A 24,137-nucleotide genomic window follows, 5' to 3' on the forward strand; every position below is an offset into this window, starting at 1 on the left:
GCTCACGCTCTGGTCGTCGAGGTGCCGGGCTCGTGGCGCACGCGAATGGCGGCGGAGCGCAACTTGTTCGCGCGAGGATGGCGGCTCGCCGACTCACCCGCGGACGCCGACGTACTCGTCGTGTGCGGCGAACCCGGGCCGGAGCTCGCGGAAGCGATCGAGGGCGTCTGGCACCAGATGCCAGGACCACGGGTGCGCGTGGACGTGCACGCGGGCGACGAAGTGGGTGCTCGACTGGACGAAGCACACACCGGCCTGCTCGACACCGACCACCACCGCCGTGACGCGCAGCAGCGACCCACCGCCTCCGAACTCCTCGCCGAGCACGCCGGACCTGGAGCCGAGAGTCATGGCGGCCATGGAGACATGGACCACGGTCCAGGTGACGGCCACGAGGGCATGGACCACGGCGGCCACGAGGGCATCGACCACGGCGGCGACGAGGGCATGGACCACGGCGGCCACCAAGGCATGGACCACGGCGGCGACGAGGGCATGGACCACGGCGGCCACCAAGGCATGGGCCACGGCGGCCACGAGGGCATGGACCACGGCGGCCACGAGGGCATGGACCACGGCGGCCACGAGGGCCACGAGGGCATGGACCACGGCGACATGGAGATGTCCCCGGGAGGCATCCCTCTCGCGGAGGGCGGCGAGGACCGCGACGGCCTCGAGATGGACGTCTTGCAGGTGCGTTGCGGGCCTGTTCTGCCGCACTGGCCGGCCGGTCTGGTGTTGCGCTGCTCGCTGCAGGGCGATGTCATCGTCGAGGCACAGGCCGAGCTCGTCGACGGGCCTGCCCGCCAAGAGGACGAAGTCTTCGGGCCAGCCCGCGGCATCGACAACATCGCCTCGCTCCTGGCGTTGGCGGGGTGGGACGACGCCGCGGCAGAGGCCCGAAGGGTCCGCGACACCGCCCTGGAGTCCGGGGACGGAGCGGCGGGGTCGGAACTCGAGCGTCTGCGCCGGAGGGTCCGTCGTTCGTGGACGTTGCGCTGGTCGCTTCGAGGCGTCAGGCGGCTGAGCGACGAGGACGCCCACGCCCGGGGGTTGCCGGCCGACGCGGTCGGTGACACCTATGACCGGCTGATCGGCATGCTGGACCGGGCGGTCGCCGGTGTTGCCGCGACCGCCGCCGGTGACACCGGCAGTCGGACGAACGACGCCGGCCGGACACTCTCGACCGACCACCTGGCACATCTGGTCATGGGTCTGGATCTCGCCACGGCACGTCTGGTCCTCGCCAGCCTCGACATCCACGAGCTGCTCGCCCGACAGGCGGAGCACGAGGTGTCCCATGGCTGACCCGATGCCGATGACGGACTCGCCGATCACCACCGTGGCACCCGGCTGGGCGATTGCCGCGTTGGGGATTCTGGGTGTGTTGGCCGTAACCGCTGCCATGCTGGACGGTGCCCTCGCCGCGCGTGCGGGGGGTAAGCCGGGCGGGACGATGGCCGGGCCGGTCCGGCCGTTCGGTGAGGCGGCCCGGCTGATGCGGCAGCGGCGTCGTACCACCGTCGAAGCCGACCGGCTGTTGTGGCGCCTCGGGGGTGCCGGGCTGCTGGTAGTGGCGGCGCTGATGGTGACGGTCGTGCCGCTGGGGGAGTGGACCATCTTCGACCTCGACGTGGGGGTCATGTGGTTCAACGCCATGGACGTGATGGTCTGGGCGCTGGTGTGGCTGACCGGGTGGGGCGCGAACTCGGCACACTCGCTCGTCGGCGGCTACCGGTTCCTGGCACACGGGCTGGGCTACGAGCTTCCGTTGATGTTTGCCCTAGTCGCTCCGGCGATCGCCGCCGAGAGCCTGAACGTCGGCAGGGTCGCGGCGGCCCAGGACGGACTCTGGTTCGTGGCCTGGATGCCGGTGGCGTTCCTCGTCTACCTGCTCGGGGTCGCCGCCTTCTCGGTGTGGGGACCGTTCGCTCCGGCGATCGGCACGGACGTCGCCGGCGGGGCACGAGCGGAACTGTCGGGCGTGGACCGGCTGGTGTTCGAGGCGGGGCGATATGCGTTGCTGGCTGCCGGCGCCGCGTTCGCGGTCCCGATGTTCCTCGGCGGCGGCGCCGGCCCGCTGCTGCCGGACTGGGCCTGGGTGCTGGTGAAGACCGTTGCCCTACTCGCGGTCCTGGTCTGGCTGCGGCGGCGGCTGCCGGCCTTCCGGCCGGACAAGTTCATGGAGGTGGGCTGGATGCTGCTGCTCCCGGCCGTGCTGCTGCAGGACCTGGTCGTCGCCGTCATCGCTGTCGGGAGGTCGTGAACGTGATCACCGACATCGCCTTCTGGGGGATCGGGCTCGTCGCCGTGCTCGGCGGCGCTGCGGTCTTCTACGTCAACTCGATGGCGCGCGCGACGTACGCCCTCGCCCTGTCCTTCGTCGCGGTTGGCCTGCAGGTGCTCTTCCTGCAGCAGAACTACGTCGGCGTGGTGACGATCCTGATGATGGTCATGGAGATGGCCATCATGGCCGTCTACATGGTCATGTTCATGGGGATGAACCCCGCGCTGATGCCGATGAGCATGGTGCACAGCAACAAGACCGCCATCGCCGTCGCCCTGACCACGTTCCTGGCGCTCGCGACAGGCATCCTGATGGTCGACTGGCCCACCCGCCGGGGCAGCCCACCGCCGGACGTCACGATGGCGCTGGGGGAGGCGTTGATGGGCCCGAAGATGCTGGTGATGGCCGTGATCAGTCCGGTGATGGTCGCCACGATCGTGGCTGGCGTCGTGCTGGCCGCGCACCGCACCCGCTACAACCGGTTCGGCGATGACCTGAAGCAGCGCCCCGCAGACGATCCTCAGCCGGGAGGTGTCGGTCGATGACCCTGGAGGCGACCCTGCTCATCGCCGCGGCGATCTTCAGCGTAGGGCTGTACGGCGCGATCTCCCAGCAGGTCGTGGTGATGGTGATGATGGGCCTGGAACTCATGATCAACGCTGTCATCCTCGCCGCTGCCGGCGTCTGGTGGTTCCTCGCGCCCGACCCGACCGGGCAGGTCCTCCTCATGGTGATCATCGCCGCGATGACAGTTGAGATGGCGATGGGCTTCGCGGTCGCCACGCTGCTGCATCGTGAGCGTGGTGCCGACATGACCGACATGGCCACGGACCTGTCGGGGTGACCGGGTCCATGGCCGAGACCGCACTCTGGCTGCTCGTACTGCTCCCCGCCGTGGTGGGCGGCGGGCTCGCCCTCACGCGACTCGAGCGGGCGGCGGCCGCCGTGTCGCTGGCCACGGCCTTCACCACAGCCGCACTGTCGGTGGTCGTCGCCCTCGAACGTCCGAGGGTGTCAGTGCCGTTCATGGCCGGCAGCGACCTCGCCCTCGGGGTGGACGCCCTGTCCGCGCTGGTCGCACCGACGGTCGCGGTCGTGAGCCTGCTCGTGCTGGTGTTCTCGGCCGGCGAGATCCGCGAGTCACAGGCCCGGTTCCACGGACTCATGCTGCTCTTCGCCTCCGCCGCGCTCCTGACCGCGACTGCCGAGACGCTGCCCGCGCTGCTGTTCGCCTGGGAGGTGATGGGCGCCACGTCCTTCGCGCTGATCGGATTCTGGTGGCGCGACGACCACCGGGTCTCCGCCGGCACCACGGCGTTCGTGACCACGCGCACGGCGGACGTCGGGCTGTACGTCGCGGCCGGGGCAGCGCTCGCCGGTGGAGCCGGCCTGTCACTGGCCGACCTGCCCGCAGCCAGCGAGGGGTGGCGCCACGTGGTCGCGGCGGGTGTCCTGGTCGCGGCTCTCGGCAAGGCGGCCCAGCTCCCGTTCTCGTTCTGGCTGTCGCGCGCGATGGAGGGACCGAGCCCGGTCAGTGCACTGTTGCACTCCGCCGCCATGGTCGCCATGGGTGGCTACCTGCTGCTGCGCACCGAGCCACTGTTGGCCTCGACGAGCTGGGCCGCGCCGGCTGCTGCCTGGGTGGGCGCACTCACGGCGCTGCTGCTCGGCGCCGTCGCCGTGGCACAGCAGGACCTCAAACAGCTCCTCGCCGCCTCCACCTCCGCCCAGCTCGGGTTCGTGGTCATGGGCGCCGGGCTGGCCTCGGTGAGCGGGGGAGCGGCACACCTCGTCGCACACGCCTCGACCAAGGCGCTGCTCTTCCTCGCCGCCGGGGCCTGGCTCACCGCGCTCGGCACCAAGCAGCTCGCCGGCCTGCGCGGCGTGGCTCGGAGGTGGCGGCTGGTCGGCTGGGCCGCCACCGCGGGTGCGCTGTCCCTCGCGGGCGTCGCCCCGCTGGCGCTGTGGGCGACCAAGGACGCGGTCCTCGCCGCGGCCCTGGCAGAGTCACCGTGGCTCTACGCCGTCGGCCTCGCCGCGGCCGCGCTCTCGGCGGCCTACGCCGGCAAGATCCTGGTGATCCTGTGGCGACAGCTGCCCGAGCGGGAACACGCCCAGGTCGAGGCACACCTCGACGAGGAGCAGCGGGGCACCCGCCACGTCGGCATGCTGGAGCAGACGCCGCTGGTCGCCCTCGCTCTCGGCGCAGTGGTCCTCGGCGTGCTCGCGCTGCCGCCGTTCGGCGACACGGTCGCCCGCGCTCTCGGCGAGGAGCCGCTCCACCCGACGCCGCTGGAGATGGCCGCGTCGGTCGTGGTCGCACTGGGGGTGCTGGCGCTCGTGTGGTGGCGTCCGGTGCCGGAGCCGGGCTGGGCCCTGGCCTGGCTGGGCCTCGAGCGCGCAACACAGGCCCTCGTCGTACGCCCGACCCTCGCGCTGGCAGAGGCGCTGGCGCGCTTCGACGACCGCGTCCTGGACCGGGGCGTGGCCGGGTCCGCCGCGGCCGCGCTCGGTCTGGCGCGTCGGGCAGCGACCTTCGACGACCGGGTGCTCGACGGGGCGGTCGAGACAACGTCCCGGGCGTCGCTGTGGACCGCGGCTCGCGCGGCACGGGACGACGACCGGTGGTTCGATGGGGCGGTCGAGGGGCTCGCTGCGCAGCTGCGCCGCCTCGGCCGGCTCGCACGTCGTCCGCAGACCGGCCAGCTGCACCAGTACTACATCCAGGCCGTCGCGGTGCTCGCGATCGGCGTCCTGCTCCTTGTCACGGTGAGGTGAACGTGCTCAGTCTGATCGTCTTCCTGCCCCTGGCTGCCGCTCTGGCCCTGCTCGCGCTTCCGCGGCTCGGCGACACGGCCGCACGGTGGGCATGGGTCGCGGTCGCAGCCGCCGACCTCGCCCTCGTGGTCGCGGCGTGGCTGCGCTACGAGACGCCCACGGCCGGACGACTCGCCTTTGAGGAGCAGGCCGAGTGGATCCCCGGCGTGAACAGCAGCTACCACCTCGGCGTCGACGGGTTGTCCCTGCCGCTGATCGCGATGACCGCGGTGATCTTCCTCGCCTGCGCGATCTTCGCGCTGCGCGAGACCGACCGGCCGCGTCTCCAGGCTGCGCTGTTCCTCTTCCTCCAGAGCGTCAGCATGGGCCTGTTCGTCGCCGCCGACCTGATCCTCTTCTTCGTCTTCTTCGACCTCTCGATCGTCGGCATGTACTTCGTGATCGCCGGCTGGGGGCACGGCAACGCCGCCCGGTCGGCGATGAAGTTCTTCCTCTACACGTTCCTGGGCTCCCTGGCCCTGCTCGTCGGGTTCATCGGCCTCTACATCGCCGCCGACCCGCACACCTTCGACATGGTCGAGCTGGCCGAGCAGACCCCGCTCGCCGGGTCGTCGCTTGCCGGTGGGCTGGTGCTGGCCGCCATCCTGGTCGGACTGGCGGTGAAGACCCCGACCGTGCCGTTCCACACCTGGCTGCCCCCGGCCCACACCGACGCGCCGGCGATCGGCTCGGCGGTCCTGGCGGGCGTGCTGCTGAAGATGGGCACCTACGGATTCGTGCGGATCGCGATGCCGATGCTGCCCGAGGCGTGGCGGGACTGGGCGTGGGTGATCATCGTCGTCGGCATCGTCTCTGTCGTGTACGGCGCCCTGGTGGCCCTGGCCCAGACGAACTTCAAGCGGATGGTCGCCTACACGTCGGTGAACCACATGGGCTACATCGTCCTCGCCGTCGGCGCCGCAGGGCTCGTCGCCGACGACACCGCGCAGGCCCGGTCCATTGCGGTCACCGGTGCCGTCACACAGATGGTCAGCCACGGCCTGATCACCGGTGCGCTGTTCCTCCTCGCCGGCGTCCTCCAGGACCGGGCAGCGACCTACGACATGGACTCCTACGGCGGCCTGGCCGGACCCGCCCCCCGATTCGCCGCCTTCTTCGCCGTCGGTGCCTTCGCCTCCCTTGGCCTTCCCGGGCTGTCCGGCTTCATCGCGGAGTTCCAGATCTTCACCGGCAGCATCGCCGCCGCCCCCGTCACAGCCATCGCGCTCGTCGGAATCCTCCTCACCGCGGCGCTGTTCCTCCGAGCGCTGCAACGGATCTTCACCGGCGAGACCCGCGGCCGCTCGGTCGGCTTCACCGACCTGCGCGCCGCCGAGGTCTGGTCGGTCGGCCCGCTGCTGGTGCTCTCCCTGCTCATCGGAGTGTTCCCCCGACCACTGCTCGCCGTGATCGAGCCCGCGGCCGAGGTCGCCGTCGAGCTCGTCGGAAGGTAGGCCCGTGGGCTCCGACATGGCGATGCGGCCGCTCCTGCTCCTGCCGGAGATCGTGCTGTTCCTCGGCGGGCTCGCGGTCCTGGTCAGCGGGTCCTTCCTCCCGCGGACCCGCCAGTGGGTCACCCGCGTCATCGCCGCGGCCGCGCTGGTCGCCGCCGCCATCCTGGCCGCGGTCGACCTCCCCGGCTCGGCCCAGCCGGCCATGGAGGGCACCTTCACCGTCGACACCGCCACCGGAGTGGCGCGGATCGTCGCCGCCCTCGGCACGTTGATCGTCCTCGCGCTGGCCTCCGACGAGATCGCCGGCTCGCCGCGGGAGAGCGAGACCTACGCACTCTTCTTGTTCTCGACGACCGGCACGCTCGTCCTCGCCGGCGCCGACGATCTGCTCGTGGTGGTGGTCGGGTTCCTGCTCGCGAGCATCCCGCTCTACGGCCTGATCGGCATCGCGCGCACGCCCCGCGGAGCCGAGGCGGCGATGAAGACCTACCTGCTGGGTGCCCTGTTCGGCATCCTGCTGCTGGTCGGGGTCACGCTGCTCTACGGCGTCTCCGCGACCACGTCGTACGCCGAGCTCACCGACCGACTTGCTGGGGCGCCGCGGGGCGTGGTCGCGGCGGGCGTCGTGGCGGTGCTGGGTGGTCTGATGTTCAAGGCCGGCGGTGTCCCGGGGCACTTCTGGGTCCCCGATGCCGCCGAGGGTGCGGGTGGAGCGGTCGCGGCCTTCCTCACCACTGTGCCCAAGATCGGCGCGATGGTTGCGGCCTACCGGCTCATCGCCATGCTCCCCGACACCCTCGCCTGGCCGCTGCTGGTCGCGGTCCTCGCGGTCGCCAGCATGACCCTCGGCAATCTCGCCGCCTACTGGCAGAGCGACCCCCGGCGCCTGCTCGGCTGGTCCACGGTCAGCCAGGTCGGCTACCTCCTCGTGCCGGTCGCGGTGGCCGGGCGCAGCGACTTGGCCCTGCCCGCCCTGCTGCTCTACCTCGCCGGCTACACCGTCACCAACCTCGCGGCTTTCGCAGTGACGACCGCCTTCCCTGACCGGCGCGACCTCGACTCCTACCGCGGCATGGGACGAGCCCGGCCATGGCTTGGCGCATCCCTCGTGGTGGCGCTGCTCGGCCTCGTCGGCACCCCGCCGACCGTCGTCTTCGCGGGCAAGCTCACCACCACCGCCGCCGCCTGGGACGGCGGGCTTGCCTGGCTGGCCGTGCTGGTGTTCGTCAACACCGTGGTCAGTCTCTTCTACTACCTTCGGTGGATCGCACCCGTCTACGGCCGGGGGGAACCCCCCGCGCGGACCCTGCCAGGAGCGTTCGTCCCTCGTGCTTGGTCGGCGACGACGGCGGTGGTGACCTCGGGTCTCAGCCTCGTGCTCGGCATAGGCGCAGGCGTCCTCTGGAGTGTCTTCTCGGTCTGACCTGCATCCCGGGTGGGGACCCACCCCACGCACGGATCGGGCGGCATACGCTGTGACACCGGCGATCGTGGTCACCCAGACCCTGGTCGAGTTGGTGGGGATGCTCGTCTACATCCGGCTGGTCCCCCGACTTATCCCAGCGAAGGAGGCGGCCGGGACGGACCTGCCGTCCGCGACATGATCGCCGTTGAGGATGCGGAGTTCTGGACAGCCGGTGCCTGGTCTGAGGCGGTCGACGTTCCTCTTCGGGAAAGCGACGTCGCGCACAGGGCCCGTGTGCTCAGAGGCCGAACGCGCCGCCTTCGATCAGGATGACGAGGCCGAGCAGGATGAGGACGAGCGGGAAGAGCACGTGCTCCCAGCGCTCCAGAACCTCGGCGATCGGCTTGCGGGTCGCGACGAACTTGGCGGCGAGGACGAGGACCAGTACGAGGGCGAGGAATACGACGCAGTAGGCCACGACGGCTGCCGTGCCGACCGTGAGGAACACCGGCACGTAGACCCCGATGTTGTCCCCGCCGTTGGCGAAGGTCACGGCGGCCACGGTCAGAGCGCTGATCGGTCTGTCGGCGACGCTGTCGTCATCGTCGTCCCCGTTGCGCCACACCTGCCAGGCGGCCCACAGCCCGAGCGCCAGGGGGATCAGACCGAAGTAGGGGATGGCGTCGTCGGGGAGGAACAGCCCGGCCCCGAACGTCACCGCGACCGAGGCCAGGAGGATGGCGCCGAACCCGAGGTACTGCCCGACCACGATCTTGGTGGTGGTGCCGCGTTGGCCTGCTCCGCGTGCGAAGAACAGGGACAGGACGATGATGTCGTCGATGTTGGTGACCAGGAACAGGCCGATCGCCTGCAACGCGGAAGTGATCAACGCGCATGTCTCCTTCGTCTCGGCGGTGTCGACTGTCGTCGGCGCCGCTGGCTACGGGTGCTTGGTGTCTGTGGTGGTGTCCGTGCTGGCAGCGGGTCGGACGTACGGCACCGCGTCCGTAGCCTGGTCGCCCTTGCTCTCGGGACGGGCCTGCAGCAGGGCGATCACCATGAAGCCGACAACAATGAAGGTGTCTGCGAGGTTGAAGGTGGGCCACCAGCCGGTGTGCAGGTAGTCGGTGACGACGCCGTCGCCGGCACGGTCGACCAGGTTGGCCACGGCTCCGCCGATGACGGCGCCTCCAGCGATCCGCTCCACCCACCCGGCGCGCGGCGCCCTGTGCCAGGCGTACGCGACCAACGCAAGGGCAAGCGTCCCGGTCACGGCCACGATCACCCACGAGGGAAGTCGGTTGCCGACGGAGAATGCCACGCCGCTGTTGTACGCAAGCCGGAGCTGGATCAGTCCGAGGTCGACCGTCGAGTCCGCGAGTCGCGATTCTGAGGCAGCTTTCGCTCCCAGGTCGATCGCGGCGGCCGTCACGGCCGTTGCAATCACTGAAGCGCGTCGGGTTCGGTTTCGAGTGGCGGCGCTGGCGGGACCGCGGCTCACCGTGCCCCGGCTTTCGCTGGAACAGCGGTGGCCGCAGACGCACCAGCAGGTGCCGCCGCAAGCGGGCGAACCCGACCCGCACGCACGCCGTTGCCGATCACGAAGATCTCAGCGACCTCGTGAACCAGGACCACGGCCGCGAGCCCGAGCACGCCGAACGCAGCCAGCGGGATGAGGATGGTGATCAGGCCGAGCGAGAGGCCAACGTTCTGCAGCATGATCGACCTGGCGCGGCGAGCGTGGTTCAGGCTGTGGGGGAGGTGGCGCAGGTCCTCGCCCATGAGGGCGACGTCGGCGGTCTCGATCGCCACGTCACTGCCCATGGCGCCCATCGCGATCCCGACGTCGGCGGTGGCCAGTGCGGGGGCGTCGTTGACGCCGTCGCCGACCATGGCGGTGGGTCGCTGCTCCCGGAGCCGGTGGATGATGGCCGCCTTGTCCTCGGGGCGGAGGTCGGCATGGACGTCGCTGATCCCAGCCTGGGCAGCCAGGGCGGTCGCGGTGCGCTCGTTGTCACCGGTGAGCATGGCGACCTGGTAGCCGTCGGCGCGGAGGCGGGCGACGACCTCGGCGGCTTCGGGTCGCAGGTCGTCGCGGACGGCGACGGCACCGATCACGACCCCGTCGTACTCCACGAGCACGGCGGTGGCGCCGGCCTCCTGCATGCCGCGCACCGGCTCGGCGAGCTCGCCGGCGGCGATCCAACCCGGCCGGCCGAGCCGTGCCGGCCGCCCGTCGACCACTCCGATGATACCGGCGCCGGTGACGGACTCCACGCCCTCGGCGTCGCGGTGCTCTGGAACGGCGGCAAGGATGGCGCGGGCCAGGGGGTGCTCGCTGCGGGCCTCCAGCGCGGCGGCGACGTCCAGCACCTGCTCGCGGGTGTGGCCGGGTGCGGTGGCAACCTCCACCACGGCGGGGTCGTTGCGGGTCAGGGTGCCGGTCTTGTCCAGGGCGACGGTCCGGATCCGGCCGAGCGCCTCGAGGGCGGCGCCGCCCTTGACCAACGCGCCGATGCGACTGGCGGCGCCGATGGCAGCGACCACGGTGACCGGCACGGAGATCGCCAGCGCACACGGCGAGGCGGCGACCAGCACGACCAGTGCACGCTCGATCCAGGTGGCGGGGTCGCCGATCAGGCTGCCGACGATGGCGATGATGGCGGCGAGGACCATGATGCCGGGGACCAGGGGCTTGGCGATGCGGTCGGCCAGGCGCTGGGCCTCGCCCTTGCGGGACTGCTCGGCCTCGACGATGGTGACGATCCTCGCCAGGGAGTTGTCCTCGGCGGTAGTGGTGACCTCGACCTCGAGGACGCCGGTGCCGTTGATGGAGCCCGCGTAGACGATGTCGCCGGGGCCGGCTTCGACCGGGACGGACTCGCCGGTGAGGGCCGAGACATCGAGTGCGGTGCGGCCGGTCCGGATGACGCCGTCGGTCGCGACCCGTTCTCCGGGCCGCACCAGAAGCAGGTCACCAATGGCGAGCTCGGCAGGAGCCACGACGGCCTGGGAGCCGTCGCGAAGGATGGTGGCCTCGGCCGGGACCAGTGAGAGCAGGGCACGCAGGCCGCGACGCGTGCGGGCCACGGCGTACTCCTCCAGGCCCTCGCTGATGGAGTAGAGGAAGGCCAGCATCGCCGCCTCCGCAACCTCACCGAGGATCACCGCGCCCACAGCGGCGATCGTCATCAAGGTGCCGACCCCGATCTTGCCCTTGGCCAACCGCTTCAGCGTGTTAGGGACGAAGGTCCACGCGCCGAGCGCCAGGGCGACGGCGTTCAGCCCGGTCACCACCCCCTGGGATGCGTCGTTCAGATCAGCCACGAAGCCGGCGACGAGGAAGAGGCCGGCCGCAGCGGCGAACCGCAGCTCACTGACCTCCCACAGACGCTCGGGCTCCTGCTCCTCCAGTTCGTTGCTGTCTTCTCGGGGCTCGTCGGAGCCGCAGCCACAGGCGTCAGTCACAGTGCACGTTCCTTCGTGGTGGGGGCGTCGGGGCGGGACTCGGACAACGGGTCAGCGGGTCCGTAGATGGGGCACAGGTCGACCGACTCGCCGGTCAGGGCGAGCAGCTGCTCGGCTGCGCCGAGAAGATCCATCAGCTCAGGGTGGGCGATGGAGTAGAACATCTGACGACCCTCCGGTCGCCCGACGATGAGGCCGCAGTCGCGGAGGCAGGCGAGGTGACCGGACACGGTTCCCTGAGCCAGCCCGAGGGCCTGGGTGAGGTCCACGACGCGTCGCTCTTCATCGGCGAGATGGCGGATGATTGACAGCCGGTTGCGGTCCGCGAGGCCGTGGAACAGGGCCGCGCCGCGCCTGAGGCCCGCGTCGGCATGGGTCGTTGTCATTGGCATAGCTCGATGATAGCGGCAGTGTGATTGATCGTCCACGTCCGCTGTCAGCGATCACGCTAGGCCGCCATCCTGGTCACCGTCTTCCTGGCCTGGCCGCCTCGAACCTGACCGCCCTGAAGGTGATCGGCGTCGGCCTGACACTCGCCGTCATTCTCGACGCGACCATCATCCGCGCCCTGCTCGTGCCCGCGATCATGCGACTGGCCGGAGAGGCGAATTGGTGGGCCCCCGCGCCGCTACGGCGCCTGCACCAACGGCTGGGCCTCACCGACTGACCCAACCCGGCTCATCCCGGACACAAGAGGAAGGCGGAGCGGGTTTTCGGTATCCCCATCACGAACGTCGCCCTGCCGACCATCGCCACCGAGCTGGCTGTCGGCACCGACGCCCTGCGCTCAAGCACTTCGGGCGAGGCAGAGGTCAAGAGACAGCGATGAGTCACCGACCGTGCGCCGTGCCTAGTGCCGGGAACCGTGGGTACCGTCGACCAACGACACCGGAAGGGTGATCACCTTGAATCTCTCGGACCTCAAGTCGGCCGGCAGCACGATCGCGCTGCTTCGCGATCCCTACCGTTTCATCTCGCGCCGGGCCTCCGAGCTCGGTGCAGACGCCTTCCTGACCCGGCTCCTGCTGCGGCCGACGACCTGCATGACCGGCGTCGAGGCCGCCGGTGTCTTCTACGATCCGGCACGGTTCCAGCGGGCCGGAGCTGCGCCAGGTGCACTGCAGAAGACCCTCTTCGGCCAAGGAGGCGTACAGGGTCTCGACGGCGAGGACCATCGCCAACGCAAGGCAATGTTCCTCCAGATCGTTCAACCCGACCGAGTTGAAGCGCTTGCCGAAAGCGTCACTCGCTCGTGGCGGCGAGCCGTGGACGACTGGGAGGCCGTCGGACGGATTCAGCTCTATCCCCGGCTCCAGGAGCTGCTGACCCTGGCCGTTTGCGAGTGGGCAGGCGTACCCCTGCCTGCGGCCGAGGTCGAGGACCGCACCCGGCAGCTCAGTGCCCTTTTCGATGAGGCCGGGCAGATCGGCGTCAGTCACCTTCGCTCGCGGGCCGCTCGCAGAGCGGCTGACCGATGGGCCGCCGCCGTCATCGATCACGTCCGGGCCGGCAAGCTGGACCCGCCTCCGTCGTCCGCGGCGTACGTCGTCGCCCACCACCGTGAGCCGAACGGTCGTCCGATGGCGTCCCGCGTGGCAGGGGTGGAGCTGCTCAACGTGCTGCGACCCACAATCGCCACGGCGGTGTACATCACGCTCGTTGCGCACGCGCTCGACGCTCATCCGGCCTGGAGGAAGCGGCTCGCCACCGGTGACGGAAGTGAAGACACGGCGTTCGTGGAAGAGGTGCGCCGTCACTACCCGTTCTTCCCGGCTGTGGCTGCCGTCGTCCGCGAGGACTTCCACTGGGGGGCCACCTGTTCGTGAAGGGCCGCCGCGTCCTGCTCGACCTGTATGGCACGAACCACGACAACCGGTACTGGATCAACCCGGAACGCTTCGACCCCGAACGGTTCCTCGGCGAGGAACCCGATCGGTTTGCGTTCGTGCCTCAGGGCGGGGGCGACCCCGCTGCGCATCATCGGTGCCCCGGCGAGCCGATCGCGACACGGCTCATGGTCGTGGCCCTCGATCAGTTCGTCAGGCACATGACCTATACCGCGGTGGCCCCGTCTGCTCCCGTCGACTTCGGTCGACTCCCGGCACTGCCAACCGGCGGTTATCCGATCCGACTTGTGGCGACCGGCATCTCCGCCTGACCTGGACCACGTGGGTGGCGGACCCGTGGTGCGGAGCTAGCATTCCAGGAGAGAGATCCCGCGGCGCGCCGTCCGAACGGTCGTCGTCACACGATCATCGAGGTGGTTTGTCGGTGGACCAACCGATCTACTGGGGGTTGCTGCTGGCGACGGCCAGTGTCCTGGTCGGAGCACGTCTCGCCGCTCGGCGTCCACTGTGGCGAAGCCACTCCAGCGCAATTTCAACAGGCGACCTGGTCGTGACCGTGACAGCAGCTGCGATTTTGGCGTTCCATTGCGCGGCGATGTTCTTCGCCGACTGGGTGGACGCGGTTCCGTTCGCTGAGGCCCCGGCAGCCGCCGTACGCGACCTCGACAGCCTCGCCAGCGAGGTGTCCTACTGGGTGCCTGCCGTGGCGCTGATAATCGCCCTACGCCAGGTGTGGGTGTGGCCACCGGCGGTGGCCTTGTTGGTCGTGACACTGGGCGGAGTGGGCTACACGATGTTCGTGCCCCATGCCCTCACGACTCACCTGGCGTGGCTGGCAGCCGCTGTCGTCACCTTGGTACTGCTCGGTACCGCGCTCGTTTCTTCCAGCGTCCCACGAGGTTCAGTCTCGAGCGCCCGCCTCTGATGCCGCATCCTCGAGGACTGGAAGGATGCGTAGGCAGGCGCTTGCGGATCTGCCGGAGCGCCTGTCGCTGACCTCGGCGGCTGTGGCTGTGGCCGGCCGTGAGGGCTTGGGCAAGAAGACGGTGCGCCATGAGCGTAGCCAGCTCAGGACGCGGCGGGGACTGGACGGTTCTCTCGCTCAGGTGCTCCAGTCTCAGCTCGCTGTCCGCGTGCTCGCCTAATCGTCATGCTTGCGACGGCCCCCTTGGGCCCCGGTTCCGCGGCCGCGTTTGTGAGGGTCAGTCAGACGGGCATGTACCGGATTCGTACCAAGCGAAGTGACGGACACGGGAAACGCCGCCGAACGACCGAGGGGTAGCGCGACGGCCTTCCTGCAAATCGGGAGGCGGTCGACCGACGCACGCTGTCCGCGGCTGTCATTCGCGCGGAGCGGGCCACAGAGGCGGGGATGTACCCGCGCCTGTCACGGAGGTCGCCGTCGCGTCCTCGCGTAAGTCTTCCGAGGCCTCTACGGCGCGATCATCGTCGAGGACCCGGACCCCATCCCTGTCACCCGCGAACGGGTGCTCGTGATCTCCGACCTCACCCTTGACTGGGACGGTCAGGTCGTGCAGCCGTCCACGATGGGCCGGATGATGCGTACCCGGCGCCGGTCGAGACCGCCTGCTGTTGGCTGCGGCGGGCAGCGAGCCTTCGCTCGGATGAGATTCGAGCCATGCCACGTTTATGTCCCGAAAACGGTATCGCAAGCCATCTAGCGACGTCAGATAGCATCAAGAGGATTGGGCGCCGTCGCCTCGTTCACTGTGCGTTTGCGCAGGTCAGAGCGCGAGGCAGCAAAAAGCAGCAAGCAGGCTCGCAACCCGTCACCACCGAACTGTGAGTCCAGAGGTCGCAGGTTCAAATCCTGCCCCCGCTACGAAGAAAGTCCAGGTCAGCCCATGGTTGACCTGGACTTTCGCTTTGGGGGCGAGATGCGATCCCATCGTTTACCCATCACATTCACAGGTGCGCAGCGCTGCCCACCGGGCCGCAGCACCGTTGGTTCCGGTCGCTTCGGGCTCGCGCGGCAGCGCCCGCCCACCTACTCGGCATGAGTACGACGAAGCTGGGGCTCGAGCCCCTCATCGGGGTCGAGGAGCTCGCCGAGTACCTCGGCGTCCCCGTGCAGACCATCTACGACTGGCGGCTATCCGGCCGGGCGCCGCGCGCGTTCAAGCTCGGGAAGCACCTCCGGTTCGCGGTCAGCGACGTGCAGGAGTGGCTCGAGGAGCACCACGAGGCCGACCATGAGTAGGCCGCGGATCCCGATCGGCGGGTACGGCGAGATCGCGTTCATCACCCGCGGCAAGAGCAAGGTCGAGGCCCGCACGCGTTTCCGGGACTGGGACGGCCAGACGCGCCTCGTCCAGGCGACCGCGCCGTCACGGCCAGCGGCCGAGGTGGCGCTGAAGAAGAAGCTCACGCAGCGCAACGCCTTCCAGCCCGTCGACACGACGCTGACGCCGGACAGCCCGTTCCCGGCGCTCGTCGACTACTGGCTCGCCGACCTCGACCTCGAAGGCCGGATCGCGCCGGCGACCCGCTTCAACTACGAGCGCGACATGCGCCGTCTGGTCCTGCCGGCGTTCCAGGGCTTCACCCTGCGCGAGATCGGGGTCGCCCGTTGCGATGCCCTGCTGAAGCAGTTGGGCAACAGCTCGTACTCGTCGGCCAAGCGCGCTCGGACGGTGCTGCGGCAGTCGTTCGCACTCGCGGTCAGGCACGAGGTGTTGCCGCGCAACCCGATCGACAACGTGTCCCGGCTCCACAAGCCGAAGCGCACGCCGACTGCCCTGACCGCTGCCGAGGTCAACGCGATCCGTGCGGTGATCAAGGCATGGGAGGCCACCCGCGGCACGTCGGGCCCGAATCCGGACGGGCAGCTCGGGCAGATCGTCGAAGTCATGCTCGGCACCTCCGCCCGGATCGGCGAGGCGCTGGCCATCCGCCGCCGCGATCTGGACCTGACGACGAGTCCGGCGACCCTGCGGATCTGCGGGACGGTGATCTCCGAGCGCGGCAAGGGGACCTATCGCCAAGAGCACCCGAAGACCGACCGGTCGAACCGGGTCATCGCGCTGCCGACCTTCACCGCCGAGGCACTGCGCCGGCGGATGGCGACCATGCGCGACCACTCACTCGACGCCTTGGTGTTCTGCAGCCGCGAGGGCACGCCGCTCACCACCGCCAACGTCCGCCGCCAGCTCCGCAAAGTCCTCGGCGACGCCGGCATCGAGGGCGTCACGCCGCACATGTTCCGACGCACTGTCGCCACCGTGGTGAACGAGCAGGCCAGCCTCAATCTTGCCTCCGAGCTGCTCGGCCACACCGACCCCAAGGTGACGATCGAGCACTACATCCGCCGCAACGGGCAGGTGAACCCGCTGACCGCCGAGCTCCTCGAGCAGGCGTTCGCCCACAAGGACGACTAAATCGGTTCGTTGATGTCGGACCCCGTCCGTACGGTCGGGACCGGGTCGACCTGGACGGGAAGGAGTGACGATGGACGACCGGAACGAGGAGAGCCAAGAGAATCTCGACGAGTCGAACAGCTGGTTCGAGTGCGACGACGGCTGGGGCACCCTGATCGCCGAGCTGGAGGCGAAGCTGAAGGCGCTCTCGCCGGACTACACGGTCAGCCAGGTCAAGGAGAAGTTCGGAGGCCTGCGCTACTACGCCAATCCCGGCGACGTCGACCAAGAGACCTCAGAGCGGTTCTACGACCTGATCCGCGAGGCCGAGGCCAAGTCCTACGAGACCTGCGAGCGCTGTGGGCGGCCTGGCTGGCTCGCGCGTCGAGGCGGGCGCGGCTGGTACAAGACGCTCTGCCCCACCTGTTCGGTGAAGATGAACTTCGAGTTCGTCGGGAACGATGAGTGAGGTCGTGGTGAGGGAAGGCGCCTTGACGCTACCTATAATCGGGAGATATATTCCAGTTGTGCGTAGCGATGGACCGGCGCTGATGCCGGTGTTCCGATCTCAGCATCAGGCCGAACTGCTGATGTGGCTGCTGCTGCACCCTGAGCAGGAGTACGGCGTGACCGAGATTGCCGCGCGCCTTGGCGTTCCTCTCTCCACGCTGCACCGCGAGGTGATCCGCCTCGATGAGGCCGGCCTCCTCAGGAGCCGAACCCAGGGACGGAACCGGCTGATTCGCGCGAATGTCGACCACCCGGCGGCGCAGGCACTGACCCAACTCCTGGAGATCACCTTCGGTCCTCGGGCCGTGATCGCCGAGGAGTTCGCGATCGGGGGCGCCGAGCAGGTCGTGATCTTCGGCTCCTGGGCGGCCCGGTACGACGGTCAGGCAGGTCCGCCGCCGCACGACATCGACGTCCTCGTGGTGGGAAAGGTCGACCGTGCCGACCTCTACGACGCGGCAGACCGAGCGAACGCCCGACTGGGGATCGAGGTCAACCCGGTCGTGCGCACGGCGAAGCAGTGGGCTGATCCGGAGGACGTGCTCGTCGCGCAAATCAAGGAGTCTGCGCACGTCACCGTCCTCGACTCGGGGGAGCAGGTGAGCTCCTGATGGCCCGCTGGACGCGCGGCGAGTCCGACGTCGAAGCGCTGCTCGCGGCGGGGGAGTTGCAGAAGCTGACCGGTGCCGCTGCCAACGGCGAGCGGCTCCTTGAGAAGGCGACCGTCACGTTGTCGACCGCCCGTTCTGCCGTTGGGACCGACCCTGACTCCGCGTTCGTCCTGGCCTACGACGCCGCACGTCAGGCACTGACCGCCTTGCTCGCTCATCAAGGACTGCGGCCGACGACGAAGGGTGGGCACTACGCCGTCGAGCGCGCTGCTCGAGCGCAGTTCGGACCTGGCTTCCGACAGTTCGGCGCGCTCCGTCGTCGGCGCAACGAACTCGAGTATCCCGAGCGCCCCGGCGACGACGCCACGCACGACGAGGCTGCCGAAGCTGTCGACGACGCGCAGGCGATCATCACCGCGGCGCAGGGTCTGCTGGATCAGCTCGGCTTGTTCTGATCAGACCAGGCGATGGCGAGCCCGCACCCGCTCGACCAGTTGCCCTGCGTCGATCTCGCCGCGCACCAATGCGTCCTGGTCGGCGCGGGTGGCGTCGCTGCTGCGGGAGCCCTCCAACTCGGATGACCGCCGAGCATCCTCGACGGCCCGCCTACGCCGCCCGACATCGACCGAGTCTTGTCCGGTCACGACTCGGCCTCCATGCTGTTGTGGCTCACGGGAGCCCAGCTCGATCGAACTCCTGCTGGAGTCGCGGACGCCGTCGATGGGTCTCTCGAAGCTCGGCGACCAAGTCATCGACCTCGTCAGCGTGCTCGGAACCCGCAGCGAGCTTCCGCATCTTCGCGAGCCGCCGAGCGGCCAGCCGGTAATGCTGCGCCCCTGCCTCCACCAGTTCGTTCTCGACCAGGCGCTGGTGGATCGGCAGCACGGCGAGCGGGTCGACCTTCTCGTAGGCCTTTACGAGCTCGCTCCACGTGTGGTCGCTGTCGAGCGCGAGCGAGTGCGCGAGGCTCCAGGCGAACTCAGGCTCCTTCAGCGTCAGCAGCGCGAAGAGCACTGCGTCACTCGGGCTCGCCGCGAGCGTGGCCACCACCTCGCTGCGATACTCGGGCCACGCCTTGCCGGCGGCCTTGTGCAGCCGTGCCGCCGATGTCGAAGACGGCCACCTGCGGAACACCGAGCGCCGGGCCTCCAGAGCTTCGTCCGGCCGGTGGGCCTCCAGCAGGCCGCACCAGTATTCCGCGGCCTTGCGCGACTGGTGCCCGCGGTCGAAGTCCGTGGCTTGCTTCGCCCAGTCGATGGCCAGATCGATCTCGCCGATCTCCTCGAACGCCTTCGCCGTGTCCTGCAGCCACGCAGCGACCTTCCGATCCTTCGCATGGGTGCGGATGATCGCGTCGATGTCGTGATCGAGGACGGCGAGCCGCTGCGCGTTCCAGCCGAGTGTGGACCTCGCGTGCGAGTGACCTGACGACCATCGCTCGTCCTCCGATGGGCGCGACCCGAGCTTCGCCTCGACCTCCGCCAGGCGCTTCCGGTAGGCGGCCATGCCGACGTCACCGAGCGCCGGCGCATAGGCCACCGGGTCGAGCTCGAAGTAGTCGACATCGTCGTCGTCGAACTGGAACTCCATCATCCAGTCGACCAGCTTGCCGACCGGCGTCCTGGCTGAAGCCGCTGCGCGCGGGTGGAGCTCGAGCAGCCGGCGGCAGGCGTCACCGATGATCCCGGCGGAGTCATCCGCACGCGCGATCACCTTCAGCGACGAGGCGAGGGCCTTGTGCGTGACCGTGTAGATCTCGGCGGGGTCTGCCGTCGGGATCGCCGCTTCGAGGATGTCGATCGCCTCGTGCATGTCCTGGCCGTGCGCGTTGGCCACGCTGTAGCGGTAGAGGTCCGGGCGGGTGCGAATCAGGGGGAGTACGGCGTCGGCCAGCGAGGTCACTCGCCCATTCTTCACAATTCGAGCGCCCACCTCTGTTACCCCTCACCCCTGTCCGATCTGCGCTCTCACCACATCCGCCCCGTCCTACGCCCCCTCAAACTTCCGCCCCTTATCCGCCCTCCCCGCCTACCCTGGTTCTTCAACCATTTCGCTGTTACGCCTCTGGCAGATCGAGGTGGAGGGCGTCCGTGGGTTCGCCGAGGTCGGAGTCGACAGCGGCTGTGACCAGGCCAAGTTCCATCTGGGCGCCCGACAGGAGGAGGCGACCTTGGTTCTCGCGGATGAGCTTCATCGGATTGGCCCACCTGGTGACTCTCGGCGTCGCCGTGTTCGTGTCCGTGACGCGATAGATGTAGTAGCGGTCGCCGTAGGCGCCCGCCTCCAGGAGTTCGGATCGGGAAATGTCGAATGGGGTGGCTGGGTCGGACGCCGACGTTGCCTTCACCTCGATGTAGATCCGATCGCCGCCCTCGTCAATGCTGATGATGTCGACAGGCGCGAGTTCGTCGTCCTTTGAGCGCCAAAAGACGGTATCGGGATCGCCCCCGAAGGCGGCCACCCTCTCGCGCTCCTTCCTGTAAGCGATCTTCTCTCCGAGCTTGCCCGTGGCGACCTTGGCCATCTCGCTTTGCACGGTCGGAGCTCGCGACGTCCCAACGGAACTAGCGCTTGCCCGACGTTTCGGTGCGCCGTCGGACATCGCGACATCTCCCAGAGTCGCGTCGACGAGCTCTACCGAGTCCCAGTCGATGACCGGCGGAGCAAACGGTTCGGAGATCGCGTTGTCGTCATTGGGCGACGTCGGCAGATGAAGGTCGTCGTCGGTTGGCGGCGCCGGGGGATACTCGACGTCGTCGACGTCGTCGACGGCGAGTTCGGCTGTGTTCGCCGATGCGGCCGCGATCAGAGCATCGAGGGTGCTGGTCGACTCCTGCTCGTCCTCGAGGGGGAGTTGCAAACGCTCGCGGGCTTCGGCCACAGCTTCCAGAGGGATCTGGCGATCCGTCATCATCCGCTCGCGGTCCGCCCTGTCCATCTTGAGCAGCATTGTGATGGCGTCGGCATGACCCATGACGTCGAGGTGTTGGGCGAGCTGGCGGCCGACAGCGAACCAGTCGGGCTCGCCTGTTGAGGGGTCGAGCTCCAGATACGCCGTGCCGATGTTGCGTCGAGCTCGGCCATACAGCTCTTGTCGCGTGGCGATGAAGCAGGTTGCGTCCTCGCGCTCCACTTCATCACCCTCATAGGTGTACTTGAGGACAAGGCGGTCACATACGACCAACTCGAGTCGCCGGAGCGCGGGTCGGACACGTACTTCAGCTCGCGAGTTCTCGGCTAGAACCAGGGCGAAGATGTGCGGCTTCGTCGCATCGAGCTTTCGACGTACCCGTTCGAGCGTCGAGCCTCGATGCTCCTCGTAGGCGATAGGAGTAGTGATGACCGCATCGTCGAGTTTCACCAGGCTCAGGTATGACGTGAGTCGTGTGAGCCCTGTGTCTGCAGACAGGACCGGTCGCAGTTGCTCCCAGGTGTCACGCAGCAAGGCATCCTCGGCAAAGGGTGGTTGCGCCACGAACGACGTCGAACCGCGGTGCGAAGCCAAGACGCGGACCTGGCTCGGATCGGGATGCGGATCGGCGCCGGGCGGGAGCACATCGTCGATGGTGCGCAAAACCCAACGGGCGGCGAGGTCGATCTCTCGATTGCTGGATCCAAGACTGTCGGCTTCCTCGGCCACAGACGCCAGGACGCGTAACAGATCGTCGACCCCAGGTCGTCCAGCTTCAATGAGGCCGAGTCCTGTCGCGAGTGCCGAGCCGCCCCGAGTTCGGTACATCGCTTCGCTGATTCGCGGTATGCGCTCGCGGATTCGGGGTGGCGGCTCCGTGGTCTCTACCCATGCGGCGCCCGGACGGGCCACTGTCGCTTTGCCTGCGAGCTCGACTGGGACCCAAGCCCGCGTCCGCAGCAGGTAGCCGAAGAGGGATTCGACCTCCCTGTTCTTGTCCGACGAGTGCCAGCCGTGGGTACACCGGATGGTCGAGTCGAGGCCTTCCTCGTAGACCTTGCCCCAATGAAGTGCGAGCTCTTGCCACAGCGGCAGCAGCCGAACGGGATCGCCGGTCTCGGCAAGCTCTGCGAACCTGTCCAACTTGAAGCTGACGGTGAGTTCTTGGCTGCCCTCATGTCCCTGAGTGCACCTACGCCCTTGATTGGGCAGCGAAGCGAGCCATTCCGCGAACGTGACATCCTCGGCTTGGGGATGGCGAGTGCCTCCGACTGTGTAACGTCCGGTCGCTGAGTCCAGACGCGGATGCTCGACAACACCGAGCATCCGATAGAAGTCCACCTCGGTGCGGAGGGCGTCGGGATCCTCCGGCACTTCGGCCGCGAGGAACTCTGCTTCGCCGAACGGGCCATAGATCTGCTCGAGCCGCGTCGAGCCCGTCCAATCGGTGCCGAAATACATCCGGTCGGCGCGTCGAAGGCCCACCGCTTCGTTGCCTCCAGCCAGACGTGTGGGCAGGAGGACCCGTCCGAGCAGAGCCCCGACTTCCTCACCGCCGCTTCGTCGAACGGCTTGATAGGCCCGCAAGCCATCCATCGCGCGTTTGCGCTCGGCTGGATCGGCATCCGGGTTCTCCAGAATTTTGACGAGGTACTCGCGGATGAGATCGCGCCATTCAAAGTCCTTTACACCGAGATCGGTGAGGAGTCCCTGGGCGCCCTCGACGTCGGGAATTGCTGCGATGGGCACGGGTATGTCGTCCGGGAGGGACGAGTCCCGCCGAGGGAAGAAGATCGTCTGCTCTGCCGGCGCGAGGAACTGGCCGTTGGTGGTGAGAACACAGCGGACGTCTTGCAGCTTGTGAATAAGAGACAGGCCGTGCGTATTGCGCCATCCCACGAGGAATGAGTAGAGCGCGTGGACTGTCTCACTGGTCGGCGGCGACATCAGGTTCAGAAAGTCGGACTCCCCAAGCGGCGCGCGTTCGGTCACGGAGGCGACGAACGTCCGGATCGACGGAACGGACTCGACGTCCGGACGCAGGGTGTTGGCCGGCGGCAGGGTCGTCAGCGTATGGGCCGCATGCGGATCGGGCACTCCGGCCGGGAGGAGTTGGGCGTCGACCGGCTTACGGAGTGTGTCGTCAACGAAGGGCAGGAAGTCGACCTCCGACAGGAGGGTTCGCCACCGATTGACCAGGCGGCCAGCGCCACCATCGAGGTCCTGTCCGTCGAGTGGAAGCAGCACGTTCACGCTCGCGGCGCTCTGTCCGCAGCGGTTGACCAGCTCGACCGCCACGGACGAGGCGACGAAGTCGGCAACAGAGTCGAGCAGGAAACGATTGAACTCGATCGCCTCCGGGGTTCCTGCGATCCGCCGGCGATCCATCGTGAGCGCCCACTCGGCGTGCACAGCGACGTGGAGTCCCGGGTTCTCCTCGGTGGGGAAGTAGACGTGGAGTGGGAAGGTCTCGGATGTCAGGGGTTGGGAGTCCTGGTCGAGAGGGACTGCGACAGCGAAGCGAACCTCGTCGACCTCGGACCACGCTTCCCCCATGGGTTCGAGCACATCGCGTTCCGGCGAGACTGCTCCGCGGTAGATGAGCCATTCCTCGCTGCCGCTGTCTGTCTCGATGAGCACGTGCTCGACCGTGCCGTCGTCTTGGCGGGCAACCTCGGCCGAGAAGTCCGAATCCGTTCCGCCGAGCTCGAGATGGTCAACGTCGGGCAGAAAGAGGAGCAGCCTCGGGTAGAGGTTCGTGACGAGGTGCTGCGCAACAGTCTCTCTCGCAACACCGCTCCGAATCGGCAGGCGAATGACTGTCGCGAAGCCATCTGAACGCAGGCGAGCAATCTCCTCGCGATCAGCATCGACGTCGACCTCGCTGACTCGATAGGGGAACGCATAGACCGGGAATCGTTGCTTGGGCGGAAGGGTCCCGAAGAGTTCCTGCAGGTCGCGAGAGAGCCGGACGGAGTCGAACTGAAAGTTGGTGCCCGTTGAGATGATCTGTGGTTGGTCGGTGATCTCACCGACGGACTTGAACCCGAGTCCTTTGTGGCCGATCGAGGTGCCTGGCCCCTTGGAAGATCGTCCTAGCGAACAGATCGCTTTGACCTGGCGCTCGCCGAAACCTGTGCCGTTGTCCGCGACCAGGAGTGCAGTCTCCGTCAGCACAAATCGTGCGCGACCACTCGTTCCCGTTTCGCGGGCGGCATCGTTCGCATTCTGGAGCAGCTCGAATGGGTAGCGCCCGGAGTACTGCTGGCGTACGAGCTCCTGAGCGCCGCCACGCTCATCGAGCGATCGCAGGGCGTACTCGCGCCCGCCTGAGTCTAAGAGCAACTTCAGGTTGGCGACCTCTTCAGCATGTTGCCGAGCTGCTGGGTCGATGGGCTCGTCGGGCATCACCAGACAGCATGCCTCACGGATCCGACACCTTAGGGCCTT

At 68.4% G+C, this 24,137-nt stretch carries 24 protein-coding genes; 16 read left to right on the top strand and 8 right to left on the bottom strand.

Translation table 11 applies throughout. The features are described 5' to 3' along the window. Nucleotides 1–93 precede the first annotated feature (93 nt). Nucleotides 94–561, bottom strand: coding sequence for a hypothetical protein (locus JOE61_RS17390; protein ID WP_204797287.1), 468 nt, complete (start codon nt 559–561; stop codon nt 94–96). On the opposite strand from JOE61_RS17390, the gene JOE61_RS17395 reads away from it, so the two are divergent. Genes JOE61_RS17395 through JOE61_RS17425 form a run of 7 tightly spaced genes read left to right on the top strand, consistent with a single transcriptional unit; the run spans nt 544 to nt 7,981 of the window. Beyond that, nucleotides 544–1,308, top strand: a complete 765-nt coding sequence (locus JOE61_RS17395; RefSeq protein WP_204797288.1) for a hypothetical protein — start codon at nt 544–546, stop codon at nt 1,306–1,308. The two genes, JOE61_RS17390 and JOE61_RS17395, sit on opposite strands and share 18 nt — an antisense overlap. Then, the gene (locus JOE61_RS17400) at nt 1,301–2,266 is read left to right on the top strand and encodes a complex I subunit 1 family protein (RefSeq protein WP_204797289.1); all 966 of its coding nucleotides are present in this window, start codon (nt 1,301–1,303) and stop codon (nt 2,264–2,266) included. The genes JOE61_RS17395 and JOE61_RS17400 overlap by 8 nt, the downstream gene beginning before the upstream one ends. A 2-nt stretch (nt 2,267–2,268) precedes the next feature. Then, complete coding sequence (locus JOE61_RS17405; protein WP_193667653.1) at nt 2,269–2,832, top strand: NADH-quinone oxidoreductase subunit J; 564 nt, start codon at nt 2,269–2,271, stop codon at nt 2,830–2,832. Beyond that, entirely contained in the window at nt 2,829–3,131 is a 303-nt protein-coding gene (locus JOE61_RS17410) for an NADH-quinone oxidoreductase subunit NuoK (protein WP_193667652.1), read from the top strand. The genes JOE61_RS17405 and JOE61_RS17410 overlap by 4 nt, the downstream gene beginning before the upstream one ends. An 8-nt stretch (nt 3,132–3,139) precedes the next feature. Further along, nucleotides 3,140–5,065, top strand: a complete 1,926-nt coding sequence (locus JOE61_RS17415) for a proton-conducting transporter transmembrane domain-containing protein (RefSeq protein WP_193667651.1) — start codon at nt 3,140–3,142, stop codon at nt 5,063–5,065. Nucleotides 5,066–5,067: 2 nt separating this feature from the next. Beyond that, entirely contained in the window at nt 5,068–6,558 is a 1,491-nt protein-coding gene (locus tag JOE61_RS17420; protein ID WP_193667650.1) for a complex I subunit 4 family protein, read from the top strand. 4 nt (nt 6,559–6,562) lie between these two features. Beyond that, nucleotides 6,563–7,981, top strand: coding sequence for an NADH-quinone oxidoreductase subunit N (locus JOE61_RS17425; protein ID WP_204797290.1), 1,419 nt, complete (start codon nt 6,563–6,565; stop codon nt 7,979–7,981). A gap of 280 nt (nt 7,982–8,261) precedes the next feature. Here the strand turns inward: JOE61_RS17425 and JOE61_RS17430 are convergent, their stop codons facing one another. From JOE61_RS17430 to JOE61_RS17445, 4 genes are read right to left on the bottom strand one after another with little or no spacing between them, the layout of a single operon-like run. Further along, the gene (locus JOE61_RS17430; RefSeq protein ID WP_193667649.1) at nt 8,262–8,852 is read right to left on the bottom strand and encodes a cadmium resistance transporter; all 591 of its coding nucleotides are present in this window, start codon (nt 8,850–8,852) and stop codon (nt 8,262–8,264) included. Between the two features lie 51 nt (nt 8,853–8,903). Further along, on the bottom strand, nt 8,904–9,464 hold the full coding sequence (lspA, locus tag JOE61_RS17435; protein ID WP_193667648.1) for a signal peptidase II: 561 nt from the start codon (nt 9,462–9,464) through the stop codon (nt 8,904–8,906). Beyond that, on the bottom strand, nt 9,461–11,431 hold the full coding sequence (locus JOE61_RS17440; protein ID WP_193667647.1) for a heavy metal translocating P-type ATPase: 1,971 nt from the start codon (nt 11,429–11,431) through the stop codon (nt 9,461–9,463). Before JOE61_RS17440 ends, lspA begins: the two co-directional genes overlap by 4 nt. Then, entirely contained in the window at nt 11,428–11,823 is a 396-nt protein-coding gene (locus tag JOE61_RS17445; RefSeq protein ID WP_204797291.1) for an ArsR/SmtB family transcription factor, read from the bottom strand. Before JOE61_RS17445 ends, JOE61_RS17440 begins: the two co-directional genes overlap by 4 nt. 20 nt (nt 11,824–11,843) lie before the next feature. Between JOE61_RS17445 and JOE61_RS21825 the strand changes: the two genes are divergently transcribed. The 9 genes from JOE61_RS21825 to JOE61_RS17490 all read left to right on the top strand — a co-directional run bounded on the left by JOE61_RS21825 (nt 11,844) and on the right by JOE61_RS17490 (nt 18,231). After that, complete coding sequence (locus JOE61_RS21825; protein ID WP_193667646.1) at nt 11,844–12,098, top strand: MMPL family transporter; 255 nt, start codon at nt 11,844–11,846, stop codon at nt 12,096–12,098. Between the two features lie 229 nt (nt 12,099–12,327). Further along, on the top strand, nt 12,328–13,257 hold the full coding sequence (locus JOE61_RS17455; protein WP_204797292.1) for a cytochrome P450 family protein: 930 nt from the start codon (nt 12,328–12,330) through the stop codon (nt 13,255–13,257). Next, on the top strand, nt 13,254–13,589 hold the full coding sequence (locus tag JOE61_RS17460; RefSeq protein ID WP_204797293.1) for a cytochrome P450: 336 nt from the start codon (nt 13,254–13,256) through the stop codon (nt 13,587–13,589). Before JOE61_RS17455 ends, JOE61_RS17460 begins: the two co-directional genes overlap by 4 nt. Nucleotides 13,590–13,702: 113 nt before the next feature. Then, complete coding sequence (locus tag JOE61_RS17465; protein ID WP_193667645.1) at nt 13,703–14,203, top strand: hypothetical protein; 501 nt, start codon at nt 13,703–13,705, stop codon at nt 14,201–14,203. 1,092 nt (nt 14,204–15,295) lie between these two features. Then, complete coding sequence (locus JOE61_RS17470) at nt 15,296–15,499, top strand: helix-turn-helix transcriptional regulator (protein WP_193667644.1); 204 nt, start codon at nt 15,296–15,298, stop codon at nt 15,497–15,499. After that, nucleotides 15,492–16,676 carry a tyrosine-type recombinase/integrase gene (locus JOE61_RS17475; RefSeq protein WP_193667643.1) on the top strand — a complete coding sequence of 395 codons (1,185 nt, stop codon included), beginning with the start codon at nt 15,492–15,494 and terminating at the stop codon, nt 16,674–16,676. The genes JOE61_RS17470 and JOE61_RS17475 overlap by 8 nt, the downstream gene beginning before the upstream one ends. A gap of 70 nt (nt 16,677–16,746) precedes the next feature. Further along, complete coding sequence (locus JOE61_RS17480; protein ID WP_193667642.1) at nt 16,747–17,124, top strand: hypothetical protein; 378 nt, start codon at nt 16,747–16,749, stop codon at nt 17,122–17,124. 58 nt (nt 17,125–17,182) lie between these two features. Further along, nucleotides 17,183–17,776 (top strand): helix-turn-helix domain-containing protein, encoded by a 594-nt coding sequence (locus JOE61_RS17485; protein WP_193667641.1) that lies wholly within the window; start codon nt 17,183–17,185, stop codon nt 17,774–17,776. Then, nucleotides 17,776–18,231 carry a HEPN domain-containing protein gene (locus JOE61_RS17490; RefSeq protein ID WP_193667640.1) on the top strand — a complete coding sequence of 152 codons (456 nt, stop codon included), beginning with the start codon at nt 17,776–17,778 and terminating at the stop codon, nt 18,229–18,231. Before JOE61_RS17485 ends, JOE61_RS17490 begins: the two co-directional genes overlap by 1 nt. On the opposite strand, the gene JOE61_RS22725 is transcribed toward JOE61_RS17490, so the two are convergent. The 3 genes from JOE61_RS22725 to JOE61_RS17505 form a co-directional block, all read right to left on the bottom strand. Beyond that, nucleotides 18,232–18,528 carry an antitoxin VbhA family protein gene (locus tag JOE61_RS22725; RefSeq protein WP_193667639.1) on the bottom strand — a complete coding sequence of 99 codons (297 nt, stop codon included), beginning with the start codon at nt 18,526–18,528 and terminating at the stop codon, nt 18,232–18,234. It abuts the gene before it with no gap. Then, nucleotides 18,446–19,678 carry a DUF6880 family protein gene (locus JOE61_RS17500; protein WP_193667638.1) on the bottom strand — a complete coding sequence of 411 codons (1,233 nt, stop codon included), beginning with the start codon at nt 19,676–19,678 and terminating at the stop codon, nt 18,446–18,448. Before JOE61_RS17500 ends, JOE61_RS22725 begins: the two co-directional genes overlap by 83 nt. Before the next feature lie 154 nt (nt 19,679–19,832). Beyond that, entirely contained in the window at nt 19,833–24,095 is a 4,263-nt protein-coding gene (locus tag JOE61_RS17505) for a protein NO VEIN domain-containing protein (RefSeq protein ID WP_193667637.1), read from the bottom strand. Between the last annotated feature and the right edge of the window lie 42 nt (nt 24,096–24,137).

Source organism: Nocardioides salarius (assembly GCF_016907435.1).
Classification (GTDB): domain Bacteria; phylum Actinomycetota; class Actinomycetes; order Propionibacteriales; family Nocardioidaceae; genus Nocardioides; species Nocardioides salarius.